At 64.1% G+C, this 16,916-nt stretch carries 17 protein-coding genes; 2 read left to right on the top strand and 15 right to left on the bottom strand.

Features of this window, described 5'->3' with window-relative positions:
- Positions 1-77: 77 nt before the first annotated feature.
- From miaB to C9427_RS12205, 10 genes are all read right to left on the bottom strand, one after another.
- Positions 78-1,487, bottom strand: coding sequence for a tRNA (N6-isopentenyl adenosine(37)-C2)-methylthiotransferase MiaB (gene miaB / locus C9427_RS12250; protein WP_107649422.1), 1,410 nt, complete (start codon positions 1,485-1,487; stop codon positions 78-80).
- Between the two features lie 63 nt (positions 1,488-1,550).
- Entirely contained in the window at positions 1,551-2,351 is an 801-nt protein-coding gene (gene olsA, locus C9427_RS12245) for a lyso-ornithine lipid O-acyltransferase (RefSeq protein WP_107649421.1), read from the bottom strand.
- A 57-nt stretch (positions 2,352-2,408) separates the two neighbouring features.
- On the bottom strand, positions 2,409-2,903 hold the full coding sequence (rimI, locus tag C9427_RS12240) for a ribosomal protein S18-alanine N-acetyltransferase (protein WP_107649420.1): 495 nt from the start codon (positions 2,901-2,903) through the stop codon (positions 2,409-2,411).
- Positions 2,903-3,595 carry a tRNA (adenosine(37)-N6)-threonylcarbamoyltransferase complex dimerization subunit type 1 TsaB gene (gene tsaB / locus C9427_RS12235; protein WP_107649419.1) on the bottom strand — a complete coding sequence of 231 codons (693 nt, stop codon included), beginning with the start codon at positions 3,593-3,595 and terminating at the stop codon, positions 2,903-2,905. Before tsaB ends, rimI begins: the two co-directional genes overlap by 1 nt.
- Before the next feature lie 162 nt (positions 3,596-3,757).
- Positions 3,758-4,864: a DUF1513 domain-containing protein gene (locus tag C9427_RS12230; protein ID WP_107649479.1), complete on the bottom strand. Its 1,107-nt coding sequence runs from the start codon at positions 4,862-4,864 to the stop codon at positions 3,758-3,760.
- A gap of 11 nt (positions 4,865-4,875) precedes the next feature.
- On the bottom strand, positions 4,876-5,955 hold the full coding sequence (locus C9427_RS12225; protein WP_107649418.1) for an imelysin family protein: 1,080 nt from the start codon (positions 5,953-5,955) through the stop codon (positions 4,876-4,878).
- Positions 5,955-7,562, bottom strand: a complete 1,608-nt coding sequence (locus tag C9427_RS12220; protein WP_107649417.1) for a di-heme oxidoreductase family protein — start codon at positions 7,560-7,562, stop codon at positions 5,955-5,957. The genes C9427_RS12225 and C9427_RS12220 overlap by 1 nt, the downstream gene beginning before the upstream one ends.
- Positions 7,563-7,574: 12 nt before the next feature.
- Positions 7,575-8,060, bottom strand: a complete 486-nt coding sequence (gene bfr / locus C9427_RS12215; protein WP_107649416.1) for a bacterioferritin — start codon at positions 8,058-8,060, stop codon at positions 7,575-7,577.
- Positions 8,026-8,337, bottom strand: coding sequence for a (2Fe-2S)-binding protein (locus tag C9427_RS12210; RefSeq protein ID WP_006338010.1), 312 nt, complete (start codon positions 8,335-8,337; stop codon positions 8,026-8,028). Before C9427_RS12210 ends, bfr begins: the two co-directional genes overlap by 35 nt.
- A gap of 96 nt (positions 8,338-8,433) precedes the next feature.
- Positions 8,434-9,723, bottom strand: a complete 1,290-nt coding sequence (locus C9427_RS12205; RefSeq protein ID WP_107649478.1) for an imelysin family protein — start codon at positions 9,721-9,723, stop codon at positions 8,434-8,436.
- 443 nt (positions 9,724-10,166) lie between these two features.
- Between C9427_RS12205 and C9427_RS12200 the strand changes: the two genes are divergently transcribed.
- Entirely contained in the window at positions 10,167-11,417 is a 1,251-nt protein-coding gene (locus C9427_RS12200) for an NAD(P)/FAD-dependent oxidoreductase (protein ID WP_107649415.1), read from the top strand.
- 36 nt (positions 11,418-11,453) lie between these two features.
- Positions 11,454-11,684, top strand: a complete 231-nt coding sequence (locus C9427_RS12195; protein ID WP_107649414.1) for a type II toxin-antitoxin system ParD family antitoxin — start codon at positions 11,454-11,456, stop codon at positions 11,682-11,684.
- A 233-nt stretch (positions 11,685-11,917) separates the two neighbouring features.
- On the opposite strand, the gene C9427_RS12190 is transcribed toward C9427_RS12195, so the two are convergent.
- The 5 genes from C9427_RS12190 to C9427_RS12170 form a co-directional block, all read right to left on the bottom strand.
- Positions 11,918-13,195, bottom strand: a complete 1,278-nt coding sequence (locus C9427_RS12190; protein ID WP_107649413.1) for a 4-aminobutyrate--2-oxoglutarate transaminase — start codon at positions 13,193-13,195, stop codon at positions 11,918-11,920.
- 146 nt (positions 13,196-13,341) lie between these two features.
- Positions 13,342-14,091, bottom strand: coding sequence for an ABC transporter ATP-binding protein (locus tag C9427_RS12185; protein ID WP_107649412.1), 750 nt, complete (start codon positions 14,089-14,091; stop codon positions 13,342-13,344).
- Positions 14,088-14,933 (bottom strand): ABC transporter ATP-binding protein, encoded by an 846-nt coding sequence (locus C9427_RS12180; RefSeq protein ID WP_107649411.1) that lies wholly within the window; start codon positions 14,931-14,933, stop codon positions 14,088-14,090. Before C9427_RS12180 ends, C9427_RS12185 begins: the two co-directional genes overlap by 4 nt.
- Positions 14,930-15,850: a nickel transporter permease gene (gene nikC, locus C9427_RS12175; protein ID WP_107649410.1), complete on the bottom strand. Its 921-nt coding sequence runs from the start codon at positions 15,848-15,850 to the stop codon at positions 14,930-14,932. Before nikC ends, C9427_RS12180 begins: the two co-directional genes overlap by 4 nt.
- Complete coding sequence (locus C9427_RS12170) at positions 15,847-16,914, bottom strand: ABC transporter permease (protein WP_107649409.1); 1,068 nt, start codon at positions 16,912-16,914, stop codon at positions 15,847-15,849. The genes nikC and C9427_RS12170 overlap by 4 nt, the downstream gene beginning before the upstream one ends.
- Between the last annotated feature and the right edge of the window lie 2 nt (positions 16,915-16,916).

The raw sequence follows: 16,916 nt of genomic DNA, 5'->3' as shown, positions 1-16,916 counted from the left end.
GGCCCCTGAAGGTGGATTCTGGGGCAGGTTCTTCACTTCCGCAGCGCTCAACCGTCTCTCCTCATCTGCCGAGACCCTCAGGCCAATTCGGCGAACAGGCTGTTGTAGCCCGTCTTCGTGATTCGCACCTGGATAATGTCACCGATTTCGCCGGCCTTTTCATCAACAATAACCGGCTGCAGCCAGGGCGAGCGGCCGACCTTCTGGCCGGCCTGGCGGCCCGGCTTCTCGATCAGTGTATCGATGGTGCGGCCGACCAGGCTCAAGCCGAATTCCTGCTGCTGTTGCAAAAGCAGCGCCTGAAGCCGCTGCAGGCGCTCGTCCTTGACCGCTTCCGGCACGTGGTCGGCCATCTCGGCCCCCGGGGTGCCGGGGCGCGGCGAATATTTGAACGAGAACGCCGAGGCGTAGTTCACCTGGCGCACGAGTTCCATCGTCGCCTCGAAATCCGCTTCCGTCTCGCCGGGGAAGCCGACGATGAAATCACCGGAAAGCGCGATATCCGGCCGCGCGGCACGGATGCGGTCGAGCAGCGCCAGATAGTCTTTTGCCGTGTGCCTGCGGTTCATTGCCTTGAGGATGCGATCCGAGCCCGATTGCACGGGCAGATGCAAATAAGGCATCAACGAAGGCAGGTCGCGATGAGCCGATATCAGCTCGTCGTCCATATCGCGCGGATGGCTGGTGGTGTAGCGCAGCCGCGCCAGGCCGGGGATCTCGGCCAGCCTGAACAGCAGCCGGCCAAGGCCCCATTCCAGGCCGTTGTCGCCCTGGCCATGCCAGGCATTAACGTTCTGGCCAAGCAGCGTCACCTCGCGCACGCCGGCTGCCGCCAGCCGTTCGGCCTCGGCGACGATCTGCGCAACCGGCCGTGAAACCTCGGAGCCGCGCGTATAGGGCACGACGCAGAAGGTGCAGAACTTGTCGCAACCTTCCTGAACGGTGAGGAAGGCGGTAACGCCACGCTTGATGATCTCGGCGCGCCGGGGCTGCGGCAAATGATCGAATTTGTCTTCGATGGCGTAGTCGGTCTCGACGATCTTTTCGCCGCCGCGCACCCGTGCCAGGACATCGGGCAGACGGTGATAGGTCTGCGGGCCGATGACCAGATCGACGGCCGGCGAGCGGCGGATGATCTCGGCCCCCTCGGCCTGCGCCACGCAGCCGGCAACGCCGATCAGCATCTCGCGCCCGGCCTGAGCCCGTTCGGCCTTCATCTCGCGGATGCGGCCGAGCTCGGAATAGACCTTTTCCGCCGCCTTTTCACGGATATGGCAGGTGTTGAGCAGCACCAGATCGGCCTCGCCGATGGCGTCCGTGGCGACATAGCCATCGGCCGCCAGCGCATCGGTCATGCGCTGCGAATCGTAGACGTTCATCTGGCAGCCATAGGTCTTGACGAAGACCTTTTTGGCTGCGGCGGACGGCAACGCCGTGCTTTCGGCGGTAATGTCGGTGTCGTTCCGCTCTATCGTGTTCAAATCCATCCGGCGGCTTTTAACGCCTTTCCGTGACAAAAAACAGACGATTCTGCCTGATCCTGTTCCGGCTTACCGGCTCGGACGCGGGTCGGCGAGCGCCGCCCGCATCATGTCACGCACCTGGCTTTCCATCAGCCTTGCCGTTTCCTTGCGGTTGGAGCCCTTGGAAAAGGCAACGGGATCGCCGAAATGCACCTCGACGTCGAGACCGCCTTGCGCCATCAGCACCTTGAGGTGAGGCATCAGATCCTCATCGCCGATCCAGGCGGCGATCGGTCGGTGGCGGCGGCCGAGCGGCACGCCGTGCAGGCGCGTATAGACGATCGCCACCGGCTGGATGAAGACCTGTTCCGCAGCACCTTCGGAGATCGCCATCGAAGCGGCGCCGAACAGCGTGCTCTTGAACGGCAGGACCATGTTGCCGTCGCCGGTCGAGCCTTCGGCAAACAGCACCATGGCGTCGCCCTTGGCCATGCGGCTGGCGATCTCGCTCGCCTGGTCGCCCGATGAACGTTTGCGCTCGCGCTCGATGAAGACAGTGCGCTGCAGTTTGGACAGCATGCCGATCAGCGGCCAGCCTTCCATGTCAGCCCGGGCGATGAACTTCACGTCGACCATGGAGCCGAGCACCATGATGTCGGTCCAGGAGATGTGGTTGGACGCAACCAGCAGCGGACGCCTGTCGGACAACGCACCCCTGACATGGATGCGCATGCCCAGCGCCCTGACGATCAGCCTGTGCCATATCTTGAGGATGATGGTTTCCGGCCACCAGCCGGTCTTCATCGACAGGATCTGCAACGGCACGAGGATCGATGAGCCGGCGACGACGAGGCCCAGCGCCATCGAAATCCTGATTTTTCCGATCATGCGGTCCTGGCCCTGTCCCAGCTTCTAGAACTACGTGCGTCCACTTTCGGGCCTGCGCTAGCGAAGATCGCGGCGCATGACAAGCGCGCCGGTGGGGCCGTGCTCCGGCGATCTGTAGTAATTGGCGCGCTTGCCGACCTCGCGGAAGCCCAGCCGCCGGTAGAGCGCGATGGCGGCGGTATTGGTCTCGTCGACCTCGAGGAAAAGCGCTTCGGCGCGCTGCGCATGCAGCTCGCGCAGCACGGCATCCATCAATTGCCAGCCGAGCCCCTGGCGGCGATGGGAACGCGCCACCGCGACAGTGAGGATCTCGCCCTCGCCGGCCGCCAACCGCGCCAGCACGAAGCCGACCGGCGGCTTGCCGCCCTGTCCGGTCTCGCGGGCAGCGTAGCCGAACACCGTGTCCTGCTCGAGCAGCGCGGCGAACTCGCCATCTGTCCACGGCCGGACGAAATCCTCGCGATGCAGCACGGAAACGGCCGGGCTGTCGGCAATCGTCAGCGGTTCGAGCGCATAGTCCCTGCGGCGAGGCTGGAGGAAAGGAATGCGCATCAGTTTTTTTGTCTCGCTAGAATAAAACCCGCCTGCGGCTTTGCATCGGCTCCGCGCAAGTAAAGCGGCTTTGGCTTTTCGCCTTGGCGCTTTTTATCGGCATATTGGGCAGCACCCAGCCGGGCATAGACGGCGATGTCGGCAGTGGCGCTTGTCGGACCGATGTCGAAGGTTCGGCCAGCCGATGCGGCGACCTGCGTTGCCGCCGTGCCGGCAAGAATCGCAGAACCGTCAACCGCCATGGCGACTACTTCCGAGAGCGTGGTCACCGCCGGACCATAGCGCAGAACCGAGCCTTCGTCGTAAAATGCCGCGTGGATTTCCTCGCGCCCGGCGTCAAGGGCGGCAAGGGCCGCGCGGCCGGGAAACGTCGTCACCGCCTCCGCCGCCAGTGCTTCCAGCGTCGTGACGCCAATTGCCGGGATTTTCAGCGCCAGCGCCAGGCCACGCGCCGCCGACACGCCAACGCGCAGGCCGGTGAAGGAACCTGGGCCGACGGAGACAGCGATGGCGCCAAGGCCGGCATAACTGGTTCCAGCGGCTTTCAACGCCTCATCGATGACTGCCATCAGATGCTCGGCATGCCCCTTGCCGAGATCGAGCACCGAGCGGCCAAGCTCCTTGCCGGCCACCGCGTCATAGACGCAGACGGCGCAAAGATTGGCGGCACAGTCGATGGCAAGCAACTTCATGAGGCGGCCGGTTGGAGCATGGGTTCGAAAGACAGTGGTTCCCCTCTGCCTGCCATGGCCCGTGCCCGCAAGGGGATAATGCATAAATCGTTTGACGGCTTCGCTTCGGCCTGGTCCGAAGGTAAGGTTCGACGAACATAACCTTCGGGAAAACCAGGAGCGCTAAGCAACCTGCTCGATGCGCAACATGTGGTTGTCCCAGACATAGTCCGGCTCGGAGCGCGTCGCACCGCCCGCCTCGACGATTTCGCCCGTGCCTGTCGTTGCCATGAAGCTCGTTCCATCCGGCGCCACGCCACAGACTTCGACCAGTGTGCTGGTAGCAAGGATGCGACCGCTGGCTGCGTCGATGACGGCCAGCGAATTGCCTTCCGGCGAGGACACGGCAACAGTGCCGGCGGCAGGGTTCGCCGCGACCGAGCCGATATAATTCCTGAAGCCCGAGAGCACGTCTTGCGGCATGTGGAGCAGTTGCAATTCCTTGCCGCGCGCGGCGCGGCCGACCAGCAGCGGACTATCGGTGCCCGGCCCCCGGTACTGGCAACCGAACCAGATCGTGCCGGACTGGTCGGCATCCATGTGGCGGATCGACAATTGGTGCAGCTTCGGCGGCAGTTCGTGCTTTTCGATGAGGTCACCGGTGATCCTGTCGACCAGCACATAGGACGGCTTCATCGTCGCGATGTTGAGCTCGGCGCGGCCATAGTCCGGATGGGTTTCGATGCCGCCATTGGCGACGGCGATCGTTCGGCCGTCGCCCAGCAGCAAAAGCTCGTGCGGCCCCATGCCGTAGGTCGGGAACTCGCCCACACGCTTGAATTTTTCGCGCGCGTCATAAACGCCGACGACGCCGGCGGCATTGTCGAAATCGTTCTCGGTGGCATAGAGCAGCGTACCGTCGACCGAGAATACGCCATGACCGAAGAAATGCCGGCCGGGGATGCTGGCAATGGTCAGCGGCGCGGCGCGGCCGGTGTGATCGAAGACCACGGCAAAGGTACCGGGCTGCCTGGCAAAGATCACCGAGCGCTTCGATACCGGATCGAAGGTGACGTCGTGGCCGCGGTCGGGCAGATCGATCGCGTGCAGCAGCTTGCCGGCCTCGGACAGGACCGCCGCGCCATAGCTGCCGTCACGCTTGACGAAGGCGGTGGCGAAGACGGCATCCGTGCCAAGCGTCCTTGCCCAGGCCGAAGGCGCCATCGCCGCGATGAAACCCGCGCCTGCGGCCTTGAGGAAATCACGGCGGTCGATCAAAGGTGTGCGCATGGCAACCATGCTCAGTCCCCATCCAGCGAGGAAAACCCGGCGGTCAGGCCGAATTCAGCGGTCAGCCTTGTGCCGATCAGGGTCGTCAGGCTGGATGTCACCAGCGAGAAGTGGTCGAGCTTCTGGCGTTGCGCGGGGTCGGCAAGAGCTTTGCCAATCGGGCCTTTGATGGCCGTGGCGTCGGCGGCCCCGTTGACGAGCTGGATATGGATCGATTCCGCCATCCAGCGCGCGTCGGGCGGCAGCGCGTCGCCGAGCCGCGAGGCCTGGAACAGCGCGTCCATCCCCGACAGATTCCCGGCCAGCGAAGGTGTCGTGTTTTCGGAGCGCCAGTAGATCGCCTGCTTCGGCTTGTCGGTCTCCGGGCTGCCGCCGAAAAACCCTTTCAGCCGCACGTCGCGGACCATCTCCAGCTCGTTGATGAAGACGCCGACCAGTTCGGTCACGGCTTCAGTGCCGTCGCGGTAAAGCGCATTTTGCGGCCCCGGATTGGCCCAGAGCGCGGCAAATCCGTCAGGCTTGTTCCAGGCATCGCTGACATCGGCGGCAATCGTCTCGATGTTGCCGGCGACGGCCGCGCCATAGGCGCAACGATAGGGATCGTCCTTGCCGGCGAGCGTTTCCGCGCCGTCGCCGTGAAGCACGAATTCCAGGGCGCCGAGCCCTTGCATGGCGACGCTCTTGCCGGCCAGTTGCACCGGGTCGGTGGCGGTTGGATCCTTGCCGGCCAATGCCGCCTGCACCTGCTTCAGGCCGATGCTTTTGCGGTCCGGCCAGTAAAGCATGCGTTCCAGCCGGTTGTTCTCCTTGATCGGTCCGAAACCGATGATCTCGGCGACCGACCAGGCATCGACCGTGGCCGAAAACGCGGCGCGCGCCGCATCGAGCTCCTTTTGCGAGGGCGCGGCGCACAGATTGCGCATCGATCTGGTCAAGGTTTCAGCGTGCTGGTGCAAGCTGGCGTAGGCCGGTCGGACAAAGCCGTCGATTGCTCGCTGGATGATTTCAGGGGCCTTCACCGCCGCCGACGCCGGGTGGGCGCCAAACAGAACCAACGGCAGAACAAGCGCAGGCAAAAGACGTTTCAGCATCAGAGCGACTCCAGGAATTTGACCAGCGCATCGCGGGCGACCGCATCGGCGGCGGCAAAGCGGTCGCGCGCCTTCCGTGCCTCGCCGCCATGCCAAAGAATGGCCTCGGCCAAGGTGCGGGCGCGCCCGTCATGCAGGAAGAAATTGTTGCCGTTGACGATCTCGGTCAGGCCGATCCCCCATAGCGGCGGAGTGCGCCATTCGCTGCCCGTCGCCTCGCCCACGGCCTGCCCATCGGCCAGACCCGGCCCCATGTCGTGCAGCAGGAAGTCGGAATACGGCCAGATCAGCTGGAAGGCTTGCGCCTTGTTGGGCGCGTCGCGACGGGTGACGAATTTCGGCGCGTGGCAGGAGATGCAGCCCATGTCGTAGAACAGCTTCTTGCCGGCGAGCACTTGCCGCGTATCGAGATCGCGCCGCGCCGGGACCGCAAGGTTTTGCGAGTAGAAGGTAACGAGGTCCATGACCGGCGGCGGCGCCTCGACCGGACCGAGGCGCTTCTGCACACCGTTCGGCATGGCAAGACATGGCTTTTCGGCAGCGGTGCAGTCGCCCTCGCTTTTCGGCATTTCGGGCGTCGAGATGCCAATGTCGCCCGAGAATGCATCCGCCGCCTGCTCGCGGATCGATGGCGTCTGCGCCTTCCAGCCGAAGCGGCCGAGCGTCAGCTCGCCGCTACGGCTATCGCGCACGATGTTGGGCTTGCCGGAAATGCCGTCACCGTCGCGGTCGTCCGGATCGGCATGGGCAAGGATGTCGGCCGGCGCGATCTGCTCGATCAGGCCGAGGCCGATCATCGGCGGCGTGAGGCGCGGCGACAGCCTAGTGTGCGGGTCGAGCGGCCCGTATCCCAGACTGTCCACGGTGTAACTCGGCTTGCGTAGCGAAACGATGCTGCCGTCGCCGAGCGTCACCTTTTCTTCCCTGTAGTCGACATGCATTCTGCCCTCGCCCTTGAGGCCCGGCACCGCCAGTTCCTGCAGTTGCGAGCCGTAGACCGGATCGGGGAAATTGAGCACCTTACGGTCGGCGAGCGCGGCTTTCTCCTCCTCATTGCTCGCATCGCGCGCCAGCCGCAGGAACATCGAGGTGGTGCGCGTGTCGCCTTCCGGCGGATGGCCGCGGCCGTCCTTCAGATGGCAATTCTGGCAAGCCCGTTCGTTGAATAGCGGGCCAAGCCCGTCCGAGGCCTGCGTCGAGGAGGGCGACGACACCCAGTTCTTGCGGAAAAGGGCGTTGCCGAGCTTGAACGTGCCTTCTTCCTCGAAGGTGATGTTTGCGGAGGATTGCGAGAAGGCGTCGCGGTTGACGTCCTTGCGCGACGTGCCGGCGCCGCCCTGCATAAGCTCGAACTGCTCGGGCCTGGAAAAATCAGTGGTCGGCCTGGTGACGGCGATGACGCGCGCCAGATCCTTCGGCGTCAGGTCGGTGCGGCTGGTGGCGAGGCCCGCCGATTCCGGCGGGCCGGCCAGGGCCGAGGCGGCAAACGACGCCAAAACGGCAAACGAAAGCCCGCGAAGCAATCGATATCGCGGGTTCTGAAGGGACGGCAGGCCGAAATTCCCGGCCCGCCGCAAGCGGCGCAAGAATGCTAGGGGGCGCCGCATTCCCGCATGTCCTTAATCCGATTCGTCCGCCGATGCGGCGTTGAGCTGGCCGTATTTTTCCTCGCCGATCGAGGCGAGCAGGTCGAGCTGGGTCTCGAGGAAGTCGATGTGACCTTCCTCGTCCGACAGCAAATCCTCGAACAGTTTCATCGACACGTAGTCGCCTGCTTCTTCGCAAATCTCGCGCGACCGCTTGTAGGCGGTGCGCGCGTCATATTCGCCGGCAAGATCGGATTCGAGCACTTCCTTGACATTCTGCCCGATGCGCAGCGGCGCCACGGACTGCAGGTTAGGGTGCCCTTCCAGGAAGATGATGCGGGCCACGAGCCGGTCGGCATGGTGCATCTCTTCGATCGATTCGGCGCGTTCCTTCTTTGCCAGCTTGGCGTATCCCCAGTCTTCCAGCAGCCGGAAATGCACCCAGTACTGGTTGACGGCTCCAAGCTCCAGAAACAGAGCCTCGTTAAGCCGCTCGATGATCTGCTTTTCGCCCTTCATGGGTTCTGCTCCCGTATTGGATGCGCAGGCCTCTGACGCGATCCAGGTGTGAAACGATGTCCACGCCGCTCGCCTCCGAACGGGCGTGGTAGTTCTCGGTTACCCGAATGATCGTTTCGACCACATTTGGGAAGCAGCCGCAACAGCGGCCGCGCTTCTGCATGGCATGATAGATCTTCGCCGGCACGATAAGTTGCCAGGGATCCTGATCCAGCAGGCCGACGATCGTCTGCTCAATCTCCTTCTCGGTGATGATGTTGCAATGGCAGATCAGCATTTATTTGCTCTGGCTGACGGCGTTCCCAGGCGCCGTGTGGCTGGTTTTGATGGAGGACGATCCTGAAGGTCCGCCCTTCGGGATCGTGCTCAAGGCTTACTGGAACACCTTGTCCGGCGCGTCGAGGCTGTCGGAGCCCTCGAAGGCGATGGCATTGAGTTTCAGGGAGCCTACGGCGCGTTCGATCGACTTGGTCTGGTCGATCAGCGCATCGATCGCCGCCTGCACGGTGGCATTGCCTTCGGTGTTGCCTTCGGCGATCTGCTGGTCATAGGCCTCGCCGGCAACCGCCCGCGCCTTGATCGCCTCCACCTTGGCGACAGTGACATCCAGCTTGTCCGAGAGTTCCTTGTCGATCGCCGGATCGGCGGCCTTGACCATGTCGGACACCGACGGCCCCTCGACGACGCTGCCGTCGAGCCTGACGTAGCTGGCATGATAGGCGGCGCGGATGCCGATCACGTCATAGAGATGGGAGTTGTAGGTGTTGTCGGAGAAGCAGTCGTGCTCTTCCTCCGGATCGTGCAGCAGCAGGCCGAGCTTCATGCGCTCGCCGGCCAATTCGCCATAGGACAGCGAGCCCATGCCGGTGAAGATGGTCGAGATGCCGGCATTGGGTTCGCCGTCGACGAGGTTCTTGCGGGCGGCGCCGCCTTCCTTCCAGTCATTGACCATGTCCTGCAGGTCGGAAACCAGAAGGTCGCTCGCCGACTTCAAGTACTGCGCGCGGCGGTCGCAATTGCCACCGGTGCAATTGGCAAGGTCGTAGTCCGTATAGAGCCGCTCGCCGGCGCCCGGGCCGGTGCCGTGCAGGTCCTGGCCCCAGAGCAGGAATTCGATGGCGTGATAGCCGGTGGCGACATTGGCCTCGATGCCGCCGGCCTCCTGAAGCGTGCCGGAGAGGAACTCCGGCGTCAGGTTCGTGGCGTCGACCTTCTTGCCGTCGATCTCGATCTCCTTGTTGGCGATCACATTGGCGGAGTAGAGCGAGTTGGCGTCGGACTCGGTGCCGTAGCTCTTGGCAACATAGTCGATCAGGCCTTCGTCCAGCGGCCAGGCATTCACCTTGCCCTCCCAGTCGTCGACGATCTTGTTGCCGAAACGGTAGACCTCGGTCTGCTGATAGGGAACGCGCGACGCCTTCCAGGCCTCGCGGGCGGCGTTCAGCGTTTCCACCGACGGCCTGGCGAGCAGCGCGTCGACCGCTTTGTCGAGCGCCTGGGCGGTGGTCAGCGAATCCTCATATTTGGCCAGCGCGATGTCGGAATAGGTCTTGATGACTGCCTTGGCATCGGTTTCGGCCTTGGCCGGCAGCATGAACACCGCCGCCGTCAACATAGCCGTAGCGCAGATCGCAGCCAGCCTGCCGCCATTGCGTACTGTCATCATCGTTCTCCAGTTTCTTGGAAATTCAGTAAAAGGCGCACGCGCCGACGGGCCCCAAGGCATTCGCATGCCTTCAAAGGCAAGAGACGCCGCGCCATTGCGCGGTTCGCGTAAGAAAGACACCGAAATGCCTCCAATCGAAAGGGTTCAAGGCCCAGACATCAAAGGGATGCGCTTGACGCGCAAGCTTCCATAACACGATGAAGGAGCCGGAAGTCAACTGGCATCGAAGAGAAAAATCAATTGAAACAACAGTTTAGAATAATTCTAAACTAGAAATATCAACTTTAAATGCCTCACGCACCGGGTTTGCGATGAGATCGCGATTGACAGGCGGCCATTCCGGGTGCGACCCCGACCAGGGCTCTTGCGGCGGCGCCAGACAATCGCCACCTGGCGGGACGTCCTAGAATCGTAGAATCGAAAAAGAAAATCGGGCTGCGATGAAGAACGGTGTGGTCATTGTCGGTGCGGGTCACGCGGGCGTACAAGCGGCCGCCAGCCTGCGCGAGGAGGGTTACGACGGGCCCGTGATCCTTGTCGGCGACGAGAGCGAGCTGCCTTACCACAAGCCACCGCTGTCGAAGACCTTCATCAAGGACCAGGAAGCCAAACCGCAGCCGCTGCGCGGCGAGGCGTTCTACACAGGCAGCACCATCGACTACCGGCCAGGCATCAAGGTCGAGCGCATCGATGCCGCAGGCCAAAGGCTGGAAATATCGGGCGGCGGCATGCTGCCCTTCGACCGGCTGATCCTGGCGACCGGCTCGCGGCCGCGCGTGCTGCCTTTGCCAGGCGTCGATCTTGCCGGCGTGGTCTCGCTGCGCTCGCTCGCCGACGCGCGGCTGATCCGCGAGCTGAGCGCGCAAAGCGAGGATGTCGTCATTCTCGGCGGCGGCTTCATCGGGCTGGAGATCGCCGCGACGCTCAAGGCCGCCGGCCGCAAGGTGACCGTCGTCGAAGCTGTCGACCGGCTGCTCGGCCGCGCGGTAGCGCCGGTCATCGCCAGCCATGTGCGGCAGCGCCTGGAAGCTAGCGGCGTGCGCATCCTCACCGGCACCACAATTTCCCGGCTGGAAGGCGAAAACGGCCGCGTCTCGGCAGCGGTGACGTCGTCCGGCGAAAGGCTGCCGGCGCAAATGGTCATCATCGGCATCGGCGTGGTGCCGAATGTCGAGCTGGCGCAAGCCGCCGGCATCGCGATCGCCAACGGCATCCGCGTCGACCAGCAGATGCGGAGTTCGGTGCCCGAAATCCTCGCCATCGGCGATGCGGCGTCCTACCGGCACTGGTTCACCGGCGCGGATGTGCGGCTGGAATCGGTGCAGAACGCCACCGACCAGGCGCGGCTTGCCGCGCGCACCATTCTCGGCCATGCGGACGCCTTTGCCGCGGTGCCGTGGTTCTGGTCCGACATTGGCGACATGAAGCTGCAGATGGTCGGCCTGACCTCGGGCGGTGACAGCCATGTCGTATTGGGCGACCTCGGCGAGAACAGATTCTCGATCTACCACTATGCCGCAGACCGGTTGCTCGGCATCGAATCGGTCAACCGGCCCGGCGACCATATGCTCGGCCGCAAGATGCTCGGCGCCGGCTTCTCGCCGCCGCCGCAGAGCGTGGCTGAGGGACCCGATGGGCTGAAGGCGGCACTGGCCGCCTTCCAGAAGGAGCCAGCCAAGGCGAGTGCTTAGGGTTGCCAATTTTGCCATCGGCAATACGATCTCTCAATGAGCACAATGAATATCTCCCTGCCTGACAGCTTGAAGCATTTTGTCGATCGGCAAGTGGCGGATCGCGGCTATGGGTCGAGCAGCGAGTATGTGCGTGAATTGATCCGCCACGATCAGGATCGTCAACGGCTGCGCGGTTTGCTCCTTGAGGGCGCGTCATCCGCGCCGGGCACTCCCATTGACGACGACTATTTCGCAGCGCTGCGAAAACGAGCGCAGGACCAATAAATCAGGTGGCCACAAAGACAATTATTCCTCGACACCTTGCCTTGCGGGATATCGAGGACGCTTTTGATTTATGCACGCGAAGTCGGTTCTCATGTGACGTTGAGCTATGTCGAAGACCTTCAGAATGCCTACAAACTGATAGCCAGCCATCCGGCATCCGGCCTGGTTACAGAATCCGAACTCCTGACGGCACGTTCGGCATAGGCCGCCAGGAGAAATGAGGCGCTGCCCGTTCAGGCAGCGCAGACTTCGCGGATCGAGCTTTCCAGAATGTCGAGCGCTTCGTTCATCACGTTGTCCTGGACGGTGATCGGCGCGAGGAAGCGGATGACATTGCCGTAGACGCCGCAGGTGAGCAGGATCAGCCCCTTGTCGAGCGCCTTCAGCCTGACCGCATTGGCGATTTCCGCCGAGGGCAGGCCTTTCTTGACGTCGTTGAACTCGACCGCGTTCATGAAGCCCGGACCCCGGATATCGACGATCTCGGGCACATCGTCGCGGATCGACTGCAGCCGCTGCTTCAGCCGGGCGCCCAGCGCATTGGCGCGGTCGCAGAGCTTTTCCTCGTCGATCACGTCGAGCACGGCGTGTGCCGCGGCGACGCCGATCGGGCTGCCGCCATAGGTGCCGCCGAGCCCGCCGGGGTTCGGCGCATCCATGATCTCGGCGCGGCCGGTGACCGCCGCCAGCGGAAAGCCGCCGGCCAGGCTCTTGGCCATGGTGGTGATGTCGGCGGCCACCTCATGGTGATCCATGGCGAACATCTTGCCGGTGCGGGCAAAGCCGGTCTGCACCTCGTCGGCGATCAACAGCATGCCGTGCTGGTCGCAGATCTTGCGCAGCGCCGTCATGAAGTCGCGCGGCGCCTCGTAGAAGCCGCCCTCGCCCTGCACGGGCTCGACGATGATGGCGGCGACACGGGCCGGGTCGACATCGGCCTTGAACAGCCGGTCGAGTGCGGCCAGCGAGTCGGCGACGGAAACGCCGTGCAGCGCCACCGGGAACGGTGCGTGGAAGACGTCGGCCGGCATGGCGCCAAAGCCGACCTTGTAGGGCACGACCTTGCCGGTCAGCGCCATGCCCATGAAGGTGCGGCCATGGAAGCCGCCGGAAAAGGCGATGACGGCTGGGCGACCGGTGGCGTTGCGGGCGATCTTGACGGCGTTCTCGACCGCCTCGGCGCCGGTGGTGACGAAAATCGTCTTCTTGTCGAACTTGCCGGGCAGCATGGCGTTCAGCCGCTCGGCCAGCCTGACATAGCTCTCATAGGGCACCACCTGGTGGCAGGTGTGGGTGAAGCGGTCGAGCTGCGCCTTCACCGCCTCGATCACCTTGGGATGGCGGTGGCCGGTGTTGACGACGGCGATGCCGGACGAGAAGTCGATATAGCGGCGGCCCTCGACGTCCCAGATCTCCGAATTCTCGGCGCGGTCGGCATAGATCTGCGTGGTCATGCCGACGCCGCGCGAGATCGACTGGTTCTTGCGTTCGGAAATGGCTGAGTTCTTCATTTTTGCCCCTCGCCGGGCCGGCGCCCGTTCTCGTTTGGATGACTGCTGGGAGTTGTTCTGACCTTATTTCACGTTTTCCTCAAGTTGGCACCGGCGGGAGGCGATTGGGCCTGCCGCCATTAGCGTCGCTGACAGTTGAGTTTGACTCACGCCGTCCTTACAAACCCCTCGCTCGCCCTGAGCAGGTTGCGCGTATAATCCTTGGTCACGCGGTGTCCGACAAGCTGGCTTGCCGTGAGATTTTCCACCGCCTCGCCGCTCTGCATGACCATCAGCCGCTCGCACATATGGGTGATGATGGCGAGGTCGTGGCTGACCATCAGGAAGGTCAGTTTGCGCCGCCGCCGGACCTCTTCCAGGAGGTTGAGCACTTCCGCCTGCACGGACGCGTCGAGCGCCGAGGTCGGCTCGTCGAGCAGCAGGATCGACGGCTCGAGGATGAGTGCACGCGCGATCGCCACGCGCTGGCGCTGGCCGCCTGACAATTGATGCGCATAGCGGAAGCGGAAGCCGGTGCCCAGGCCCACCTCGTCCAGCGCGCGCTCGATGCGCTTCTCGCCGTCGGCGAAGCCATGGATGGCGAGCGGCTCCTGCAGCAGCCGGTCGACGGTCTGGCGCGGATGCAGCGAGCCATAGGGATCCTGGAAGACCATCTGCACCTCGCGATAGAAGGCCTTGTCGCGGCCCTTGCCGAGGTTCTTGCCGTTGACGGTGATGCTGCCGGAGGCGACGGGCGCGAGTCCCGCGATTGCCCTCAGCAGCGTCGACTTGCCGGAACCGGATTCCCCGACGAGCCCATAGGACTCGCCTGACCTGACTTCGAGGCTGACGCCCTTCAGCGCGCGGAAGCGGTCGAAGATCACCTCCAGCCCGTCGACGGAAAGCGCCGCATTCATACCGCCCACTCCGGCTTGCGGTCGAGTACCGGCAGCGGGTGGCGTTCGAAGCCGATCCTGGGCATGCAGTTGAGCAGGCCGCGCGTGTAGGGATGCTGCGCGTCGCGGAGCTCCGATGCCTTGAGCTGCTCGACCACCTTGCCGGCATACATGACGATCACCCGGTCGCAGAAGGAGGAGACCAGGCGCAAATCGTGCGAGATGAAGATCAGCCCCATGCCGCGCTCGCTGACCAGCCGGTCGAGGATGCCGAGCACGTCGAGCTGCACGGTGACGTCGAGCGCCGAGGTCGGCTCGTCGGCGATCATCATCTCGGGACCGGCAATCAGCATCATGGCGATCATGGCGCGCTGGCCCATGCCGCCGGAGACTTCGTGCGGATGCAGGTCGAAAACCCGCGAAGGGTCGCGGATCTGCACGGCCTCCAGCATGGCGAGCGCGCGGTCGCGGGCTTCCGCCTTTCCGACCTTCTCATGCGTGCGCAGCGTCTCGACGATCTGGCGGCCGATGCTCATCACCGGGTCGAGCGAATATTTCGGATCCTGCAGGATCATGGCGATGCGTTTTCCCCGCAGCGCCCGGCGCTCGCGCGCCGGCGCGGCAAGCAGGTCGATGCCGTCGAAAGCGAGCGTCCTGGCCGTCACCTGCGCCTGCGGCGGCGTCAGGCCCATGATGGCGCGGCCGGTCTGCGACTTGCCGGAGCCGCTCTCGCCGACAATGCCCAGCCGCTCGCGGCCAAGCGAGAAGGAAACGCCGCGCACCGCCTGGACCTGGCCGATGCGCGTCGGAAAGTTGACGCGCAGGTCCTCGACCTCCAGCAACGTGCTCGTCTTGCCGCTCATTGGTCGCCGCTCCGGGGATCGAGCGCGTCACGCAGGCCGTCGCCGAGCAGGTTGAAGCCGAGACTGACGATGAGGATGGCGAAGCCCGGCGCACCCGCCACCCACCACTGGTCGAGAATGAAGCGGCGGCCCGATGCGATCATGGTGCCCCATTCGGGCAGCGGCGGCTGGGCGCCGAGGCCGAGGAAACCAAGGCCGGCGGCGGTGAGGATGATGCCGGCCATGTCGAGCGTCACCCTGATGATCAGCGAGGAGATGCACAGCGGCATGATGTGGCGCAGCACGATGCGGAAGGGCGAGGCACCCATCAGTTGCACCGCCTTGATGTAGTCGGAATTGCGCACCGTCAGCGTCTCGGCGCGGGCGATGCGGGCATAAGGCGGCCAGGAGGTGATGGCGATGGCGAGCACCGCGTTTTCGATGCCGGGGCCAAGAGCGGCAACGAAGGCCAGCGCCAGCACCAGCTTCGGGAAGGCCAGGAAGATGTCGGTGATGCGCATCAGGATGGCGTCGGTCCAGCCGCCGGCATAGCCGGCGACGGTGCCGACCAGCAGGCCGACGGGCGCGGCTATGATGGCGACCAGGATCACCACATAAAGCGTCCAGCGTGAGCCGTAGATGATGCGCGAATAGATGTCGCGGCCGAGGTCGTCGGTGCCGAACCAGTGCGCGGCGCTCGGCGCCAGCAGGCGCGCGTTCTTCAAGTCGCCGATGGTCGGCGAATAGGGCGCCAGCACATCGGCGAAAGCCGCGACCACCAGTAGCGCGAGGATGATGAGCAGGCCGACAAACGCCAGCCGGTTGGCGGAAAAGCGCCGCCAGGCGACATAGGCGCGACCGAGCCGCGCCTGCATGCGTGAGGCCGGCCGCTCGCTGAGCAGCCAGTCGCGGCGGCTCTGGATTGCTTCGGTACTCATCCGGCCTTGGTCCTTGGATCGAGCAGCCGGTAGAGCAGGTCGGACAGAAGATTGATGGCGATGAAGACCGAGCCGATAGCGATGGTGCCGCCGAGCACGGCGTTCATGTCGGCGTTCTGCAGCGAATTGGTGATGTAGAGGCCGATGCCGGGCCAGGAAAAGACGGTCTCCGTCAGCACCGAGCCTTCGAGCAGGTTGGCGTAGGAAAGAGCAATCACGGTCACCATCGGCACCGCGGCGTTACGCAGCGCGTGGCCCCAGATGATGCGCGTTTCCGACAGGCCCTTGGCACGCGCTGCAACGATATATTCCTGCCCCAGCTCGTTCAGCATGAAGGAGCGGGTCATGCGGCTGATATAGGCGAGCGACAGATAGCCGAGCAACGAGGCCGGCAGGACGATGTGGCGGAAGGCGTCGTAGAAGACGTCCCATTGCCCCTGCATCGCGGCGTCGAGAAGGTAAAAGCCGGTGATCGGCGTGAAAGTGTATTCGTAGACGACATCGAGCCTGGCCGGAAAGGCGACCCATCGGAGCTTGGCGTAGAACAGCACGAGCCCAAGCAGCCCCAGCCAGAAGACCGGCACGGAATAGCCGATCAGGCCGATGATGCGCGCGACCTGGTCGATGAGGCTGCCGCGCCTGACCGCCGCCAGAACGCCAAGCGGCACGCCAATGATTGCACCGATCAGCGTGCCAAGCGTCGCCAGCTCGATGGTCGCCGGAAAGGCGCGGCGAATATCGGTCATCACCGGATTGGTGGTCAGCACCGATGTGCCGAAATCGCCATTGAGGGCATTTTTCACATAGATGTAGAACTGCTCGATCAGCGGCAGGTCGAGGCCCATCTCGCGGCGCGTGCGCTCGACGACGGCGGTAGGAGCCCGGTCGCCCAGCACGGCCAGCACCGGGTCGATCGGAATGACGCGGCCGATGAAGAAGGTCACCGCGAGCAGGCCGAGATAGGTCGTTATCGCGATGACTAGGAAACGGCCGATCGACGAAAGAATGGCGGTGGCGCGGGCGCTGCCGCGCCCGGCCGTCGCCTGGTTTTCAGCCACGCTCACGC

This window comes from Mesorhizobium helmanticense, assembly GCF_003034915.1.
In the GTDB taxonomy this organism is placed as follows: Bacteria; Pseudomonadota; Alphaproteobacteria; order Rhizobiales; family Rhizobiaceae; genus Mesorhizobium; species Mesorhizobium helmanticense.
The sequence above is the reverse complement of the archived record's forward strand: the minus strand, read 5'-3'. Positions and strand labels throughout refer to the sequence as shown.

Bases quoted from the DNA above. Each gene is read 5' to 3' on its own strand.
- tsaB (WP_107649419.1), bottom strand. From the start codon at position 3,595: ATGAAGTTGCTTGCCATCGACTGTGCCGCCAATCTTTGCGCCGTCTGC.
- C9427_RS12200 (WP_107649415.1), top strand. From the start codon at position 10,167: ATGAAGAACGGTGTGGTCATTGTCGGTGCGGGTCACGCGGGCGTACAA.
- C9427_RS12210 (WP_006338010.1), bottom strand. From the start codon at position 8,337: ATGCTGATCTGCCATTGCAACATCATCACCGAGAAGGAGATTGAGCAG.
- miaB (WP_107649422.1), bottom strand. From the start codon at position 1,487: ATGGATTTGAACACGATAGAGCGGAACGACACCGACATTACCGCCGAA.
- C9427_RS12205 (WP_107649478.1), bottom strand. From the start codon at position 9,723: ATGACAGTACGCAATGGCGGCAGGCTGGCTGCGATCTGCGCTACGGCT.
- C9427_RS12190 (WP_107649413.1), bottom strand. From the start codon at position 13,195: ATGAAGAACTCAGCCATTTCCGAACGCAAGAACCAGTCGATCTCGCGC.
- C9427_RS12225 (WP_107649418.1), bottom strand. From the start codon at position 5,955: ATGCTGAAACGTCTTTTGCCTGCGCTTGTTCTGCCGTTGGTTCTGTTT.
- C9427_RS12180 (WP_107649411.1), bottom strand. From the start codon at position 14,933: ATGAGCGGCAAGACGAGCACGTTGCTGGAGGTCGAGGACCTGCGCGTC.
- rimI (WP_107649420.1), bottom strand. From the start codon at position 2,903: ATGCGCATTCCTTTCCTCCAGCCTCGCCGCAGGGACTATGCGCTCGAA.
- bfr (WP_107649416.1), bottom strand. From the start codon at position 8,060: ATGAAGGGCGAAAAGCAGATCATCGAGCGGCTTAACGAGGCTCTGTTT.
- C9427_RS12230 (WP_107649479.1), bottom strand. From the start codon at position 4,864: ATGCGCACACCTTTGATCGACCGCCGTGATTTCCTCAAGGCCGCAGGC.
- C9427_RS12220 (WP_107649417.1), bottom strand. From the start codon at position 7,562: ATGCGGCGCCCCCTAGCATTCTTGCGCCGCTTGCGGCGGGCCGGGAAT.
- nikC (WP_107649410.1), bottom strand. From the start codon at position 15,850: ATGAGTACCGAAGCAATCCAGAGCCGCCGCGACTGGCTGCTCAGCGAG.
- olsA (WP_107649421.1), bottom strand. From the start codon at position 2,351: ATGATCGGAAAAATCAGGATTTCGATGGCGCTGGGCCTCGTCGTCGCC.
- C9427_RS12195 (WP_107649414.1), top strand. From the start codon at position 11,454: ATGAGCACAATGAATATCTCCCTGCCTGACAGCTTGAAGCATTTTGTC.
- C9427_RS12185 (WP_107649412.1), bottom strand. From the start codon at position 14,091: ATGAATGCGGCGCTTTCCGTCGACGGGCTGGAGGTGATCTTCGACCGC.